This window comes from Kluyvera fluvialis (assembly GCF_059725275.1).
In genome coordinates, this window is record NZ_AP046142.1 from 2,652,237 (window position 1) to 2,666,971 (window position 14,735).

Annotated in this window: 12 protein-coding genes; 4 read left to right on the forward strand and 8 right to left on the reverse strand. The window is 51.6% G+C overall.

The window, feature by feature from the left end:
* Nucleotides 1–117: 117 nt before the first annotated feature.
* Together tehB and tehA are read right to left on the reverse strand one after the other, a co-directional pair.
* A complete protein-coding gene (tehB, locus tag AC6I4B_RS12620) occupies nt 118–714 on the reverse strand; it encodes a tellurite resistance methyltransferase TehB (protein ID WP_497765546.1) in 597 nt (198 codons plus the stop codon).
* Entirely contained in the window at nt 714–1,715 is a 1,002-nt protein-coding gene (gene tehA / locus AC6I4B_RS12625; protein WP_497765548.1) for a dicarboxylate transporter/tellurite-resistance protein TehA, read from the reverse strand. The genes tehB and tehA overlap by 1 nt, the downstream gene beginning before the upstream one ends.
* Nucleotides 1,716–1,825: 110 nt before the next feature.
* Here tehA and ydcK point away from each other — a divergent pair, with 110 nt between their 5' ends.
* A complete protein-coding gene (ydcK, locus tag AC6I4B_RS12630) occupies nt 1,826–2,806 on the forward strand; it encodes a YdcK family protein (RefSeq protein WP_497765549.1) in 981 nt (326 codons plus the stop codon).
* On the opposite strand, the gene rimL is transcribed toward ydcK, so the two are convergent.
* From rimL to hglS, 4 genes are all read right to left on the reverse strand, one after another.
* Nucleotides 2,801–3,352 carry a 50S ribosomal protein L7/L12-serine acetyltransferase gene (rimL, locus tag AC6I4B_RS12635; protein ID WP_497765551.1) on the reverse strand — a complete coding sequence of 184 codons (552 nt, stop codon included), beginning with the start codon at nt 3,350–3,352 and terminating at the stop codon, nt 2,801–2,803. The genes ydcK and rimL overlap by 6 nt on opposite strands.
* A 57-nt stretch (nt 3,353–3,409) precedes the next feature.
* Nucleotides 3,410–5,065, reverse strand: a complete 1,656-nt coding sequence (locus AC6I4B_RS12640) for a glucan biosynthesis protein D (RefSeq protein ID WP_497765552.1) — start codon at nt 5,063–5,065, stop codon at nt 3,410–3,412.
* Between the two features lie 113 nt (nt 5,066–5,178).
* The gene (locus AC6I4B_RS12645; protein WP_497765554.1) at nt 5,179–6,684 is read right to left on the reverse strand and encodes a carboxylesterase/lipase family protein; all 1,506 of its coding nucleotides are present in this window, start codon (nt 6,682–6,684) and stop codon (nt 5,179–5,181) included.
* A 42-nt stretch (nt 6,685–6,726) separates the two neighbouring features.
* Nucleotides 6,727–8,070 carry a 2-oxoadipate dioxygenase/decarboxylase HglS gene (gene hglS / locus AC6I4B_RS12650; RefSeq protein ID WP_497765555.1) on the reverse strand — a complete coding sequence of 448 codons (1,344 nt, stop codon included), beginning with the start codon at nt 8,068–8,070 and terminating at the stop codon, nt 6,727–6,729.
* Nucleotides 8,071–8,296: 226 nt separating this feature from the next.
* On the opposite strand from hglS, the gene pcaH reads away from it, so the two are divergent.
* Nucleotides 8,297–9,037 carry a protocatechuate 3,4-dioxygenase subunit beta gene (gene pcaH, locus AC6I4B_RS12655; protein ID WP_497765557.1) on the forward strand — a complete coding sequence of 247 codons (741 nt, stop codon included), beginning with the start codon at nt 8,297–8,299 and terminating at the stop codon, nt 9,035–9,037.
* The gene (pcaG, locus tag AC6I4B_RS12660; RefSeq protein ID WP_497765558.1) at nt 9,034–9,654 is read left to right on the forward strand and encodes a protocatechuate 3,4-dioxygenase subunit alpha; all 621 of its coding nucleotides are present in this window, start codon (nt 9,034–9,036) and stop codon (nt 9,652–9,654) included. Before pcaH ends, pcaG begins: the two co-directional genes overlap by 4 nt.
* A gap of 121 nt (nt 9,655–9,775) precedes the next feature.
* Here the strand turns inward: pcaG and AC6I4B_RS12665 are convergent, their stop codons facing one another.
* Nucleotides 9,776–12,163, reverse strand: coding sequence for a pentapeptide repeat-containing protein (locus tag AC6I4B_RS12665; RefSeq protein ID WP_497765560.1), 2,388 nt, complete (start codon nt 12,161–12,163; stop codon nt 9,776–9,778).
* A 536-nt stretch (nt 12,164–12,699) separates the two neighbouring features.
* On the opposite strand from AC6I4B_RS12665, the gene AC6I4B_RS12670 reads away from it, so the two are divergent.
* Nucleotides 12,700–13,623 (forward strand): LysR substrate-binding domain-containing protein, encoded by a 924-nt coding sequence (locus AC6I4B_RS12670; RefSeq protein ID WP_497765561.1) that lies wholly within the window; start codon nt 12,700–12,702, stop codon nt 13,621–13,623.
* Between the two features lie 38 nt (nt 13,624–13,661).
* On the opposite strand, the gene AC6I4B_RS12675 is transcribed toward AC6I4B_RS12670, so the two are convergent.
* A complete protein-coding gene (locus tag AC6I4B_RS12675; protein WP_497765563.1) occupies nt 13,662–14,561 on the reverse strand; it encodes a WaaZ-like lipopolysaccharide core biosynthesis protein in 900 nt (299 codons plus the stop codon).
* Nucleotides 14,562–14,735: the final 174 nt, after the last annotated feature.

Below are 14,735 nucleotides of genomic sequence, written 5' to 3' on the forward strand. Positions count from 1 at the left end.
CAGTAAGTTATAGCAAAGGAATCCGTTGTTTGTCGTAGCAAAAAATGGGGTAATTCTCATTATAAAAAAAAAAGCATTCATAAAATAACGGGCGAAAGCCCGTTATATAATTTTTATTTATGATTCTTTGCGTGCCAGCAGGGTTGCAAAACGTAATTTAATCCGATTGCCGTTTTCATCCGTGCGGTGTAATTCCCCCACGTCTTCGTTATATTTTAACAATTCCCAACCGGCGTAATAGTTTTTCAACTCTCCGGCTTTAAACGCAAATGGGAAGCCCACAGTGCACGGATAATCTTCGGTATCCATCGCGGCGACAATCAGGTTATAGCCACCGACTTTGGTGCAACGCTGCATGTTATCGATAAGCCCAGGAATGGTATCGGCGTTCAGGAACATCATCACCACGGTAGACAGGATAAAATCATACTCGCCGTCAAAGGTCAGCGCATTGAGGTCTTTCACCGCCGTTTGCAGGTTATCCAGCCCTTCCGCCTCGCGAATCGCTTGCAGGTTCTGAATGCTCATCGGGTTTTTATCCCACGCCGTCACATTATAACCGTTCGCCGCAAGGTACAGACTATTGCGCCCGTTCCCACAGCCTAAGTCCAGCGCTTTACCCGGTTTGATAATCGTGGCCGCATGAAGCACCTCTGAATGGGTGCGGGTCAGGCCGTATTTTTCAGTAAAGTAGTTTTCGTCACGAGTGGTCATTATTGATCCTTCGGTTTCATCAGCGTTGACGCGGCAACGCGCGTTAACAGTTTACCCTGAAGTAGCAGCAGCACCGTGCGCAGCAACAGCAGGCCAATCACAATATTGGTGAAGATAAACAGCGGCAGCGCCAGCGTATGGTAAAAGCCCGTGCCGCTCGCGTGACCAAGATGTAGCCCAGTGGAAGCCAGCGCGGAAATGCCGAATGAGAAGCTCCAGAACGAGGCATTAAATGCCTGACGTAAATACCACGGCATCAGGCGTAGCATAAACAGCAGTTGCAGTAAGCCGTAGCCGAACAGCATTTTGGCGAAAACATCGGCGTGACCGCCGTTAACGCTAAGCCAGGCATTACAGGCAACTAAAGCGGGAGCCAGTTGAATGCCGAGCGACGTCCGTAACGCCAGCGACAGTTCGCCGCCGCTGCGTAAGCGCTGGACGATAGCCGGTTCCAGCGTCAGCCACGACACCACGCCCGCCCCCAAAAACGCCAGCCCCGCATCATTAAAGCCAAGCGCACCACAGGCCATCGCGCTGATAAAGTTGTTGGCAACCGTCGGCAGATACAGCCCCGGCGTGGTGGCCTCCGCCGGATGCGCACCGCGCCACAACCCCGCCGTTTGCCAGGCGGCATAACTTAGCTGTAGGGTCACGCCCAGCGTAAACAGTACCAGCGCCAATGGCCGCAGCCACGGCGTGACCCCCATCGCCACCAGCATAGTGGTCGCCGGGAAAAGGCTGACAAAACTGCTGGCAATCGGATGGTGCATTTCCTGCCAGACGCTGTAGGGAAAACGCAGCGCACGAGTCACAAACGCCAGCGCTAATAGCGCCCACATCACTATTGCGAGTATCACCAGCCCTTCGCCAATATGCGGGCTTACCGGCCAAATCGTGCTGGCGTAACGCCACGCGAAGCCCATGCCAATCGTCCCCAGCACCATGCCAAAATAGCCCGCTGGCAGGTTAAGTACCTGGGCTTCGTCTTTTTCTTTATGCATTTTGTTTATTTATTCAAAAATTCTTTAAGTTGCATTTTAGATGATTCTTTAAAGCGGCGCTAGCGAGAAAATTTGCTACATTTACTTTACCCATTTGCCCAGAGGCTGCCATGAAAAAATACCGTCTTAGTGAGGATTCGCGCACTGTTCACGTTGGCACGCCAGGTGCAACAGAAAGTATCGTAGTACGCCAGATTATCGCACTACGTGACTTTGCCGATGTTTCGGCAGGTGCTTTCGGCGGTTGGGTCGATACGGAAAATGCGCTCAGTCAGGAGGGCGACTGCTGGATTTACGACCAGAACAGCCTGGTCTACGCTGGCGCGCAGATCAGCGGCGACGCTCGTTTAACACGCACTTGTGAAGTCAGCCAGGGGGCGCAAATCAGCGGTCACGCCTGGGTAGACGCCAGCCGTATCAGCCAGCACGCGAGGATTAGCGACCAGGCCTGCGTGCACGATTCACAAATTCACGGCAGTTGTCATATTTTTGGTGACGCCCAAATAGACGCGCAGTGCCAGATTGTGGGCGCAAAGGGGTTAACCGCTGACAACGACCGTCTATTACAAATCTACGACCACGCGCACCTCAGCCAATGTCGGGTGGCGCATCAGGCGCAAATCTACGGCAATGCCCTACTGCGTCATGCGTTTGTCGAACATCGCGCTGAAATTTATGACTGCGCAAAACTGGAAGGCAACGAGGAAAATAACATCTGGGTTTGCGATTGCGCCAAAGTGTACGGCAACGCGCACATTATCGCTGGGCTGGAAGAAGATGCGATCCCCACGCTGCGCTACAGCGCGCAGGTGGCTGAGAACGCAGTGGTGGAAGGCAACTGCGTACTCAAACATCACGTTTTAGTCGGCGGTAATGCACACCTTCGCGGCGGGCCAATCTTGTTAGACGATCATGTGTTGATTCAGGGCGAGGCGCGGGTGTCTGGCGATGTGTTGATCGAGTATCACATTGATATCACCGACCGCGTAGTGGTTGAAGCGTTGCCCGGCGAGGCCATTCACCTGCGCGGGCGAAAATCGCTTTCTGGGGCGCAGCGAATTACCCGCACCCCGCTGTTTGGCGCGCTATGACGCCGAGGGGTCGATAATGCGCGCGTAGATATTTTGGTCGTAGTACACGTCGTTGAGAAACTCAGCCTGACGCAAGCAGCCTTCAAGCGTAAAACCGTTACGCAGCGCCACCTGATTACTGCGCAGGTTATCGACCCGACATTTAATCACAAAGCGACGGACCACCCCACGCTCGGCAAAATAGTCGATAAACGCCTGCAACGCCGCCGACAAAATGCCCTTGCCCTGCGCGTGTTCATCCAGCCAGTAGCCGATATAACCGGTTTTGTTCGACACTTCAATCTGGTTAAACGACAGCACGCCCACCATCTCATCATGGGCAAAAATCAGGAACATTTTAGCGATACCGCGCTGGTGCAGCATCATATTGCCCTGCACGTTTTGCTGCGTGTCTTGTTCGCTTTTCACCCATTGCGGCCAGTTGAGCGTTTGCTGTAGCCACGTTTTATTGCGCATCACCAGTTGATGCAGCGCGGCAACGTGATCTTCGTTAACCGCATGTAGGCTAATTTCCGGCGTCGCAGTGATGATTTCAGCAGTGGTCATGGCGGGAGTCTCTTATTCGAAAACAAGCCCGGCGACAGGCAGCCGGGCTTTGGGCGGTTATTTCATAATGCGGTCGTCAACGTACTGACGTTTATCCGGCGCAGGCGGGAAATACTGATACAGCCAGGTTTCGCTGATAGCATCGCCACGGCAGCGCAGGAACAGGCGCATATCAACCGGCTCGGTGGAATCTGAGGTTGGATACCAGTCGAACAGAATGCGATAGCCGTCGAATGGCTCGACATACAAGATTTCTATCTGCTTCGCTTCACCACTGGAGAGCGTAATGACCGGTTCAATGCCCTTCGGCGCAGCGGCTTTCAGGTCGCCGCCGACGAAATCAATGGCAAAACGACGTGACCATTTTTCCGGGTAGTGCTCGCCCGGCGCCCAGCCTTCCGGGAAGCTGCCCATCCCCGTGCGTGTTGCCAGAACGCGCGCCAACGGTGAACGTACCGGCGGCATCGCACTCCAGTACAGACGATAGCTAAAGTTCAGCGTATCACCCGCTTTCATTGGTTTTTCCGGCTGCCAGAAGCAGACGATGTTATCCAGCGTTTCGCCCGTGGTCGGGATTTCCATCAGGCTGACGGCCCCTTTCCCCCACTGATTGCGCGGCTCGACCCACAGGCTCGGACGTTTGTTGTACCAGCCCATCACGTCCTGATAGTGGGTGAAATCGCGATCTAACTGGAGCAGGCCAAAACCTTTCGGGTTTTTATCCTGATAAGCGTTGAACTGTAATTTCTGCGGGTTATTCAGCGGGCGGCAAATCCACTCGCCGTTGCCCAGCCACATCGCCAGCCGATCCGAGTCGTGGATTTGCGGGTGAAGGGTGTCACAGACGCGGCGCTCATTGTTACCACAGCTGAACATACTGGTCATCGGCGCGATGCCTAACTGTTTGATATCTTTGCGCGCATAGAGGTGGTTTTCCACATCCATAATCACCTGGCTCTTGCCGCAGTCGACGACGAACTTGTAGGCTCCGGTGATGCTGGCGCTGTCGAGCAGGGCGTACACCGTAAAGCGAGTCGCGCCGGGTTTCGCCGTTTCAAACCAGAAGGAGGTGAAGTCCGGGAACTCTTCCAGGCTGTCGGTGTAGGTGTCAATTGCCAGGCCGCGCGCCGAAAGTCCGTACTGATAGGTGCTGTCTACCGCGCGGAAATAGCTCGCGCCCAGGAAAGCGACGATATCGCGGCGCGCCAGTTCGGGGGCTTTAAACACACGGAAACCGGCAAAACCGAGATCGGTCTGCCCTTCTAACTGTTTGGTGTCTACACCCGCATCGTTGTACTGGAACAGCTCAGGGCGGAAGTGAATTTCACGCGCCTGCTGGCTTGCGGGATCCAGTGAGAACATGCGCACCCGGCGGCGGAAACCCATTCCGACGTGGAAGAACTGGATATCTAGCTGACGGTCGCTGACGTTGTTCCACAGCGAATGTTGTGCATCGTACTGAATGCTGTTGTAAGCCTGCGGTGTTAAATTTGCTAGCGTTTCCGGCAGCGCGCGCGGCGCACCGCTCCACGGTTGGCGCGATAAATCGTGCGCCATAGATTGCAGCACGCCAAAGTCGAAGCGACGGGTTTGTCCGTCGGCAATATCAGACTCCTGCGCCAGTGCGGCCTGGGAAAACAGCGATGCAAAACCGGAAGTTCCGCACACGGCGGCAACAGCCATTGAAGATTTAATAAAGTGTCTGCGGTTCATGCCTGGCAAAGCGTCCTTTTATAGTCGGAATGCTGCAAAAGAAATACGGCGTTAACTGCGCCCACTCTAGACAAAATTGACTGATAATCCAATCGGTCACGAAACAAAATCTGCTAATCCAGGCTGACGTGGTGTTTCATGACGCGTTTAAACAACGCCATCCGCGCGCGCATAAAGCGGTTTTCGACCTTAAAGCCCGCCTGTTTATGCAGCCCGATGCGCAGCAACCTGTCTCGCCCCCGCACCGCCGCAGGCCAACGAACCGGCCCTGTCAGCACCGTGTGGTGCGCGCTGGCATCCCGCGCAAAGCTCAGCCAGTAGTCTGCCACCTTCGCGGCAAAATCGAGGTCACTGGCGGTAGCGTATGCGCACGACGGCATTATCTGCCCTAGCGTATCAAAGACATACGCCACTTCATTGCCGTGCCACGCGCCGTGCGGATAGGTGTCGTGTTCAGCCTGCGCGACATAATCAAACCAGTAGCGCCAGCAGGGTTGGTTAATTCGCTGTTGCGCCTGCATCACCACATACCCAAGCGTAGTGAACGCCATATCACGGCACACCTGTCGCCCCAACTCTTCATCCCCTTTCACGCCAGGATACAGCAGCTTGATAAGCCCTAAGCCAAAACGGCGCTCGCGACGCAGTTTTTGGATTTGTCCGGCTAAATCGATACCAAATACCGCCATGACGCTGGCTTCGTCACTATTAGAGCCGACCATCAACGGCATGGCGTGTTGTTTACCGGCAAAAAAGACATCGAGCATCGGCTGCGGCAGCACTGCATCGCCCGCAATCGGCGTGGGGCCAATGCTATACGGTGCTGCCAACGGCCAAAAGGCATCGGCAGGAATATCGCGTAGTTGTTGCGCCGTCGCCGACGGCAGATGGAGATGCTCGGCAATTTGCTCACCGCGCAACAACGCCGCTTCACGCGGGGTATCAGGCAAGGTATAGCCGCTCTGGATAATCGCTTTGTGGAATAGCCCCTTCGCTTTCGGTGACGCCAGTAGCGACAGCACACTACGCGCACCGGCAGACTCACCGAATAACGTGACGTTGTCACTATCTCCGCCGAAAGCCGCAATATTTTGCTGTACCCAACGCAGTGCGGCTATCTGGTCGAGCAAGCCAAAGTTATACAGCCGCTCGCCGTCTTCGCCTTCCAGCGCCGGATGGGCGAAAAAACCGAGATGCCCAAGACGATAATTGAGCGTCACCACCACTGCGCCACGCCTGGCCAGCGCTTTGCCGTCGTACGGCGGCAGGCCGCCCGCGCCAATGGTAAACCCGCCGCCGTGCAGCCACACCATCACCGGCAGCGAGGCGCTGCGTTCGGCGGGCGACCAGACGTTAAGATACAGGCAATCTTCCGAGAAATGCCCCGGATTACCGCCGCCAACCTGCTGGCAGTCGTCGCTGTTCTGCCAACTGGTGGCCGAGAACGCATCCGCCTGGCGAATACCTTGCCACGGCGTTACTGGCTGCGGCGCTCGCCAGCGTAAAGCCCCTACGGGTGGCGCGGCGTAAGGAATGCCGCACCACAGATGGATATCGTTGTCTGTGCGCCCTGCTAATGTCCCCTGTTGGGTGGTCACTGGCGTCGGGGAGTTCTGCATGGTCTTTTGTCCTTATGACTTTTTCCATGCAGAGTACGCGATTCAGAGCAGACCGCAACGCCGTTTGCTGCGCATCTCTGCGTCTTCGTACAGGCTAAACTCGTCCAGCACCGGGCGCCCCAGCGCCTGTTCAAAGGCGCTACGGCTGGCGTTACCGTGGCGATGCGTCTGGGTATCACCACCAAGATTCGACTGGAAAATCCCCGCCGCGCTCACCGGTAAAAAATCCTCGTAGGTAATCGTCTGCGCCACAATCCAGCCGCGTTCAATCAACGGCTGTGGATCATCACCTGGGTGAATAGCCTGGCGATGGGCATCGCCAGTGGGCGTGAGGCGGTAGCGGAACCATGCCAGACCTTGCTGGCGCAGGAGAAATTCGCTGTCCGGGAAGGCTTTGAAAACCGCCTGTAAATGCTGCTGATGGCTGAGATTGTCTTTACCGACGCCCGCTTCATTGAGCAATTTGTCGTACAACGCGCGGCCTTTTGGCGTTAGCGCCACACCACGCTGCTCTATCTCACCAAAACGGGCAGTATGCGTACCGCTCAGTTCACCGGCAAACTGCACCGGTTCTTCCAGCGCTTTAAAACTGGTCTGGCGTAACAATAGCGGCACTGCGCGCCGTGGCGGCCCTTCAATAACCGCTTTTGGCTCCATACCGTATTTCGCCATCAGCGATTGCACCTGGTCGATATCCAGCGTGCGCGGGGTGAGATGGTTAATATGGCAGCCCGGAAAGCAGACCACATCGGCAATCAGCCGATGTTGTTGATGCAACGCCTGGTAGGTGGCTTTATCCACCGTGGTGTGGCGATGCCAGCGGAAGGTTTCCACCGCTTCGCGCACGAATTCGCGGCCTTGCGCGGCGGTGAATGCCCCCTGCTGGTCGTGGATCGCCATCAGCGCCCGACAGCGTGCGGTAAAAATATCGCGCCGGGACAGGATTTGCGTCGCCTTTTGCCGCAGCGCTGGGTCATCAATCAATTCCAGACGCAGCAGCGAGGTAAAAATCCGAAACGGATTACGTAACAGCGCGGCGTCATCGATCGGGCGAAACGCGGTGGAATGCACCGGAACTCCCGCCACCGACAGGTCGTAATAGCCGACCGGTTGCATCCCCATAATGGCAAACATCCGGCACAGCGTGGCAAGTTCCTCCGCTGTCCCCACGCGAATAGCCCCATGACGTTCAACGTTCAGGCGCGCCAGTTCATCAGCATTCGCCAGTTGTTCATATAAGCGCGTGTTATTTTCCAGTACCGCCAGATTTACGTCAGCCACTAATGCCAGCAAAGTGCCATATTGCGGTACTTCTTGCTGATACATCGCCGACATTGCTTGCGAAAAATCTTCCCGAATATCATCTGCCGAAAGGGTGTGCGCCATGATGTCATGTCTCCTGTGACTATATTTGCAGTGTAGGAAAGGCCATGACGCTATGCGGTAAGAATTTACAAAGTGTGATCCCTGCTACTGAGTTGATTTAGCGAGTGAATATTTCTTAACCATAACTTTTGATTATTGAAAACACACCTTAAATTCACTTTAAATTAACAATACATTTACACACACTGTGCGTGGCAATAATAAAATACCCTACACGGAGCCACCTATGAGCACAAAATGGTCACCGCAAGAAGTGATTCATCGGGATTACAACAATCACCCTCCCGCCTACGCGCCGGGTTATAAAACCAGTGTGCTGCGTTCACCGCGTAATGCGCTGATCTCGCTGCAAAACTCGTTATCAGAAATCACTGGCCCGGTCTTTTCCCAGCAGGATATCGGCCCGCTGGATAACGACCTGATCCTAAACTACGCCAAAGATGGCCTGCCGATTGGTGAACGTATTATTGTTCACGGTTATGTGCGCGACGGCTTTGGTCGCCCGCTAAAAAATGCGCTGGTCGAAGTCTGGCAGGCCAATGCCGGTGGCCGTTACCGCCATAAGAAAGATCAGTATTTAGCGCCGATTGACCCGAACTTTGGCGGCTGTGGCCGTGTACTCACTGACGAAAATGGTTACTACTTCTTCCGTACCATCAAGCCAGGTCCGTACCCGTGGCGTAATCAGGTCAGCGACTGGCGTCCATCGCACATTCACTTCTCGCTGTTTGGCGAAGCCTTTGCCCAACGGCTGATAACCCAGATGTACTTTGAGGGCGATCCGCTGATTAAGCAGTGCCCTATCGTCAAAACTATCAATAACGATGATGCCGTTCGCACCCTGATTGCCGAGCTGGATACCCACGCTGCCGTGCCGCTGGACTGCCTGGCCTACCGTTTTGACTTAGTGCTGCGCGGCCAACGCGCGACGTTATTTGAGAACCGCACTCAGGGGGCTGCGCGATGAAAGAGTATTTGCCGGAAACCGCATCACAAACCGCCGGGCCGTATGTGCATATCGGCCTCGCGCCCGACGCCGCTGGGTTTCATATTTTCGAGAAGAATTTTGGTTCAAACCTGACCAACAGCCACACGCCGGGTGAACGTATCGCTATTGAAGGCCGAGTGTTTGATGGCTCCGGCACGCCAGTGCGCGATGTACTTATCGAGATTTGGCAGGCCAATGCCGAGGGGCGCTATCAGCACGTTGCGGATAACCAACAGGAAAAAGCGCTGGATGCTGATTTCCGTGGCTGGGGGCGCGCCTGTTCTGACTTTGACAGTGGCGTGTGGCGTTTCGATACCATCAAGCCAGGCCAGGTAGTGGGCCGCGATGGCCGGATGATGGCCCCGCACGTGAATCTGTGGGTGGTGGCCAGGGGGATCAACATTGGGCTGAATACGCGGATGTACTTCTCTGATGAATCCGAAGCGAACCAAAAAGATCCGGTACTTAACCTTATCGAATGGGAAGTGCGCCGCCAGACGCTGATTGGCCGTAAAAAGACGCGTGGCAACGAGACGGTTTATTGTTTCGATATTTACCTTCAGGGTGAGAAAGAAACCGTCTTCTTTGACGTGTAACTCGCCCGCCCCGATATCGTATAGCCTGCCTGCCCCAGGCCACCAGCAATACGATATCGGGTTCTTGCTATATACTAGCTCAGCGAACGCCTACGGCCCCCCACTTCAGCTACGATGAAGTTCAGCCCCATAACGGCGGCATGATATTATCCAGCTCACCTGCAAATTTGCTTCTGATAAAGGAGACCATGCGTGCTGATAACGTCGCTGTGCAGCTCAAAGCACCGTTCAGCCCCAGCAATCTGTTTCTCCAATCCTGCATGCGAGAAGAGAAAATGCCTGCATCCAGGTCATACGCTTTTTTCATTAGCGCATAGGCATAGAATCTCAACATTTCTGGAGATTCATACTCTGTGCCAAAAAATGCACTGGAAGAATATCGGGTAAATACCGCTGCCAGACACAACATTTTTTTTGCTTTCTGAGTGTCACTGGCCGAAGCAAGATCATACATATTTATGATTGCATTATAATGCGCGCTGTTCAGACTGTATTCGCCAGAAGCTGGTGAATACATAAGTTTGGGCGAGAATATTTCCCTAAGTTTTTTCTGATCATTTTCACTAACGAATTTTTTCCTTGAAAAACGGGTATTAAGAGCAGATAAAAAATGCGTCTCCATTGCCCCCAAATTTAGCATTCTAACCAACCGAGGAAATGTACCTGACATTTTCGTATACTGATAAGGTACATTGAACAACGGGAAATACACAGAAAAAAGCTTGTCTGCTGGAGGAGTTTCATTGCCGGCCAGGCAACAATTCCCCGCCCCCTTGTACAGATAGAATCGGCTCCATGTATCATTCTCAACTCTACCACGCAACATATTATCAAGCACCGCCTGAGATAACATCATAGCAGTTACATCATTAGTCTTTCCTGAAGACATAAGAATATAATTATCTGCGACCGGAGTTGACCAGTCAGGTTTTCCGCAATAATCACCAAAGTCACCATTATCACAGTAAGGCTTGATTTTTTCATGCTGCAAATAAATATCATAAAGCGAAGAGGATTTTTCTCGCATCTCCGGAGTACTATTTTCAGCCATTCCCTGAGCAATAATCTGGATAAAACCCCCATTAAGCCCAAACATTAACTCAGGCTTACAGCTAAATAATTTAACAGCCTGATTAAAAACACCTTCAGCATATGGAATCACCCTTCCCTCGTATTTCCTGAGGTTATTTTCGCAAAGAGTATTCATCGATTCAGAAATATAGCTATCAGATGTGTAAATATCCTTACTCAAAACATCCAGTATCGAAGTAACATTACCGGTGAGGTCAACCTTTGATTCTTTCAGAATTGTAATTAGCTCACGCGCCATTTGTAGTTTAATGTCAACGTACTGTGCATCAATGCTGTCTATCGCGGTCAGAATACTACCACTCAAAGGATTATTGATATGGTTTAAGTAACGGTCCAGAGATTCTAAATGCCTCAAGGAGAATTCCAGCAGAGGAGTCTTCATTTGGAGATGGCTCAGACGGGCTCCATTCAGCTTGGCTCCTGCCAGGTCAACACATCTGAGGCTGGCGCCATTCAAATCAGCGTCTTGCAGATTTGCATGATAAAAATTTACTCGGGACAGATTTGTGCCTGCCAGATTTGCCCGTTGTAGGTCGGCCCTCTGCAGTTGAGCACCTTTCAGATTGGCCAGCCTTAGATCGGCATCTCTCAGGACAACTCTCCCCTGTGCGTTACTCAGGTTCGCTCTACTCAGGTTTGCTCCTCTCATGTCTACACTATGCCTGAACATAACGTTGCTCATATCCACGTCGCTCAGAATAGCCTGTATTAGTTTTACGTTATCCAGACAAACATTCTGGAAATTTGCCCCACTCAGGTCAGCTCCAGACATATTTACGTCAGTCAAATAACGAGTACACGTTCCACCAAATATATTTTTTAGCCGAAAATCAGCCCCACTCAGATTAGCACCCTTCAGGATAGTTCCGTCAAGATTAGTGTCTTTCAGGTCAGCCCCTCTTAGGTCAAGCTCGCTTAGGTTCATGCCACTGAGATTAGCACCCCGCAATTTCATACGATTATCATCGGTTAATACCGCCGATGCAGGAGGAAGCCCACCCCAGGAACGCAAAAGAAGAGCGGTACAGATACGGTTGAATTCGCCTTTATCAATATCGGCACTTATATTTTCGCCGTTCCCGCTAACCTTAACCGTCACAGGACCGTCACTGTTATTTTCCCCCGGCTGTAAAAAGGTGATGGTATAACCTGAGAAATCAACGATGAGTGTCTCTGGAATATTAACTGGCTGGTGTTTTGTTGACGTCTGAAGAAGCGCCTGAGCCAGCGTTTTCGAGAAATCTTCATACGGCTGAGCATAGTGACTGCGTACAGCACCGCAAAAGAAAAAATTTAAAATATACTCGAGGATATTTCTCGGGTTGGTTAAATTATTCCGTGCTTTTTCGGTGGCGTTAGCCGCACAGTACTCAGCTATTCTCAGCATATCGCCAGAATTATTTATGCTATACGACATGATATTTTCCTTTAGTGTATGGCGTGCGTTGTCTATTCAATTCGAGGGAAGTAAAATTTCGCGGGAGAATTATTTAATAGATTCTTCTGTCTGGGGATAAATTTACACATATTCAAAATACTTTAATTCATTAAAATATTTGACAAGTCAGGTAATAAATGTATTTTCATTATCCGTTTACTGAGAATTTATTTGATAACCCTCGAAGCAGTATGTCGCTAACCATCAGGCTGCATCAGTGCCTGTTTGCTACGGTGGTGTTAATTTCGGGCATCGTCCACCAACCTGTCCATCCTGGCGTGCCGAACAAAGACACCCCTTGTTAAAGTAACGGCTAAACCAGCTGAGCATCTCCCCCCACACAATTGTTTAAAAAATGCACTGACGTACATTTTCGTACGGTTGGGCTTCAGACCCCTGTACAACAAAATGCTTGCTGGTTAAATGACATAAATGTTAATAATAATTTGCTAGCAAGTTATCAAATTTAAACAACTTCACTTGTCACCCATGCGGCTCTGTTTTTAACATCACTTATGGAAAAAAATGTTCTCTTTAGTCAGCGCATTCGTCTGCGCCATCTGCACACATTCGTGGCCGTCGCCCAGCAAGGAACTTTGGGGCGTGCGGCTGAGACTCTTAATCTAAGCCAGCCTGCACTTTCCAAAACACTCAATGAACTGGAGCAGTTAACCGGTGCCCGCCTGTTTGAACGTGGCCGTATGGGGGCGCAATTAACCTTGATGGGCGAACAGTTTTTAACCCATGCAGTGAAAGTTCTCGATGCCGTGAACACGGCCGGTCAGGCGTTAACACGTAAAGAAGGTGTTAATAATGATGTGGTGCGTATTGGTGCGCTTCCCACTGCGGCGCTAGGCGTGCTGCCTGCCGTCATTGGTCAATTTCATCAGCAACAAAAAGACGTCACCCTTCAGGTTGCCACCATGAATAACACCATGCTGCTGGCGGCGCTGAAATCCGGTGATATTGACCTCGGCATTGGGCGGATGTCTGATCCAGAACTGATGACTGGGCTGAACTACGAGCTGTTGTTCCTCGAATCATTAAAACTGGTGGTACGCCCCGATCACCCGTTATTGCAGGAAAATATCACTCTGAGCCGAGTGCTGGAGTGGCCGGTAGTGGTGTCGCCAAAAGGCACTGTGCCCCGGCAAAACGCCGAAACGCTGCTGCAAAGCCAGGGCTGTAAAATGCCGCCAGGCTGTATTGAAACGCTGTCAGCGTCGCTCTCACGCCAACTCACGGTAGACTTCAACTATATTTGGTTTGTTCCTTCCGGGGCGGTCAAAGATGATTTACGTCGTGGTACGCTCACTGCCCTGCCCATTGCAACTCAAGGCCAGGGCGAACCGATTGGCATCTTAACCCGTGTGGACGCGACGCTTTCTTCCGGTGCACAAACACTGCTGAGCGCGGTACGGAAATCGATGCCCGCCTGAGCCACCGCCTGGCCTCACGGGGGAGGCTCCCGTGGGGATTAAGCCGACTTATCGACGCGATCCCAGTTTAATTTCGGGAAAGCGTTAATCGCACTGGTCGGTGATAAATTAATGACGCGAATATTATTCTTTTTACAATATGATTGTGCGGTATCAAACGAACGACTAATATCATCGAAATCCAGATCAAGCCGGGTCGATAATTTGTCTTCAGGCGTTTCATAAAAACGCGGCGTGGAAAAATTATTCATATCTAAACCCGCAATATAGATCTCTTTATAGCCCAGAATACAGGCAATTTGCAGTGCCGGATAGGCGACCGTGCCATAATCAAATAAGCAGCGGTCAAGATCGTCGGAGAACCCGATTTCATTATACCAGTAATAATGTTCGTCATTCGGTTCAATCGCCATGGTCGGCTCCATAAATCGACGAATTCGGGTGCTTGAAGAGGTTTCAAAAATCTTGAACTGGCAGCGAATCTCATCCCAGGGGATGTATGAACAAATAGACTCCAGACTGGTGTATGCGCAAAACACAATCATGTCAGCCCGCGCCACCAGCGACTTGACCAGCTCCAGACGTTTAATCACAAAGTTTCTGTCGATTATCACGTACCATGAAAATGAGACTGACGGCATCGACAGCGCACCATTAACGCCTAAATAGTCAAAACGGTCGTTGAAAAAACTCGGCTCAATATTATTCACCGATGGCCCCGTCGCCATAATCACTAAAGGTTTGCTTCTTTCAACTCTATCCACAGCGACAGTATTTATTTTCTTATGTTTAAAATACACCGCTTCAATTGTGCCTGCGGGCGTTCTCTCTACTTTGAAATAGGGCCACAGATTTTTATTGTGTTTATATTGATGAGTATGGGTGAGTCGGTACGTTGTCTTACAAATCCATTTTGCAAATCTATCAATTCTTGTCATAAGAAGAGATTCCATTATGTTCCACTTATAGATAACGATAATGATTTAATACTTAAAATATTAAGTCGGCGTTATCTTACTGAGAACCCTAATGCCTGGATATCAGCGGTCTAGAAATTCAGAATTTAGCCCGATTCTGTACTGTATATGACCGCTAAAGCCCTACCAGCCCGC

Excerpts from the sequence above, each read along its gene's own strand:
- tehB (WP_497765546.1), bottom strand. The coding sequence starts at position 714 with ATGACCACTCGTGACGAAAACTACTTTACTGAAAAATACGGCCTGACC.
- tehA (WP_497765548.1), bottom strand. The coding sequence starts at position 1,715 with ATGCATAAAGAAAAAGACGAAGCCCAGGTACTTAACCTGCCAGCGGGC.
- ydcK (WP_497765549.1), top strand. The coding sequence starts at position 1,826 with ATGAAAAAATACCGTCTTAGTGAGGATTCGCGCACTGTTCACGTTGGC.
- rimL (WP_497765551.1), bottom strand. The coding sequence starts at position 3,352 with ATGACCACTGCTGAAATCATCACTGCGACGCCGGAAATTAGCCTACAT.
- AC6I4B_RS12640 (WP_497765552.1), bottom strand. The coding sequence starts at position 5,065 with ATGAACCGCAGACACTTTATTAAATCTTCAATGGCTGTTGCCGCCGTG.
- AC6I4B_RS12645 (WP_497765554.1), bottom strand. The coding sequence starts at position 6,684 with ATGCAGAACTCCCCGACGCCAGTGACCACCCAACAGGGGACATTAGCA.
- hglS (WP_497765555.1), bottom strand. The coding sequence starts at position 8,070 with ATGGCGCACACCCTTTCGGCAGATGATATTCGGGAAGATTTTTCGCAA.
- pcaH (WP_497765557.1), top strand. The coding sequence starts at position 8,297 with ATGAGCACAAAATGGTCACCGCAAGAAGTGATTCATCGGGATTACAAC.
- pcaG (WP_497765558.1), top strand. The coding sequence starts at position 9,034 with ATGAAAGAGTATTTGCCGGAAACCGCATCACAAACCGCCGGGCCGTAT.
- AC6I4B_RS12665 (WP_497765560.1), bottom strand. The coding sequence starts at position 12,163 with ATGTCGTATAGCATAAATAATTCTGGCGATATGCTGAGAATAGCTGAG.
- AC6I4B_RS12670 (WP_497765561.1), top strand. The coding sequence starts at position 12,700 with ATGGAAAAAAATGTTCTCTTTAGTCAGCGCATTCGTCTGCGCCATCTG.
- AC6I4B_RS12675 (WP_497765563.1), bottom strand. The coding sequence starts at position 14,561 with ATGACAAGAATTGATAGATTTGCAAAATGGATTTGTAAGACAACGTAC.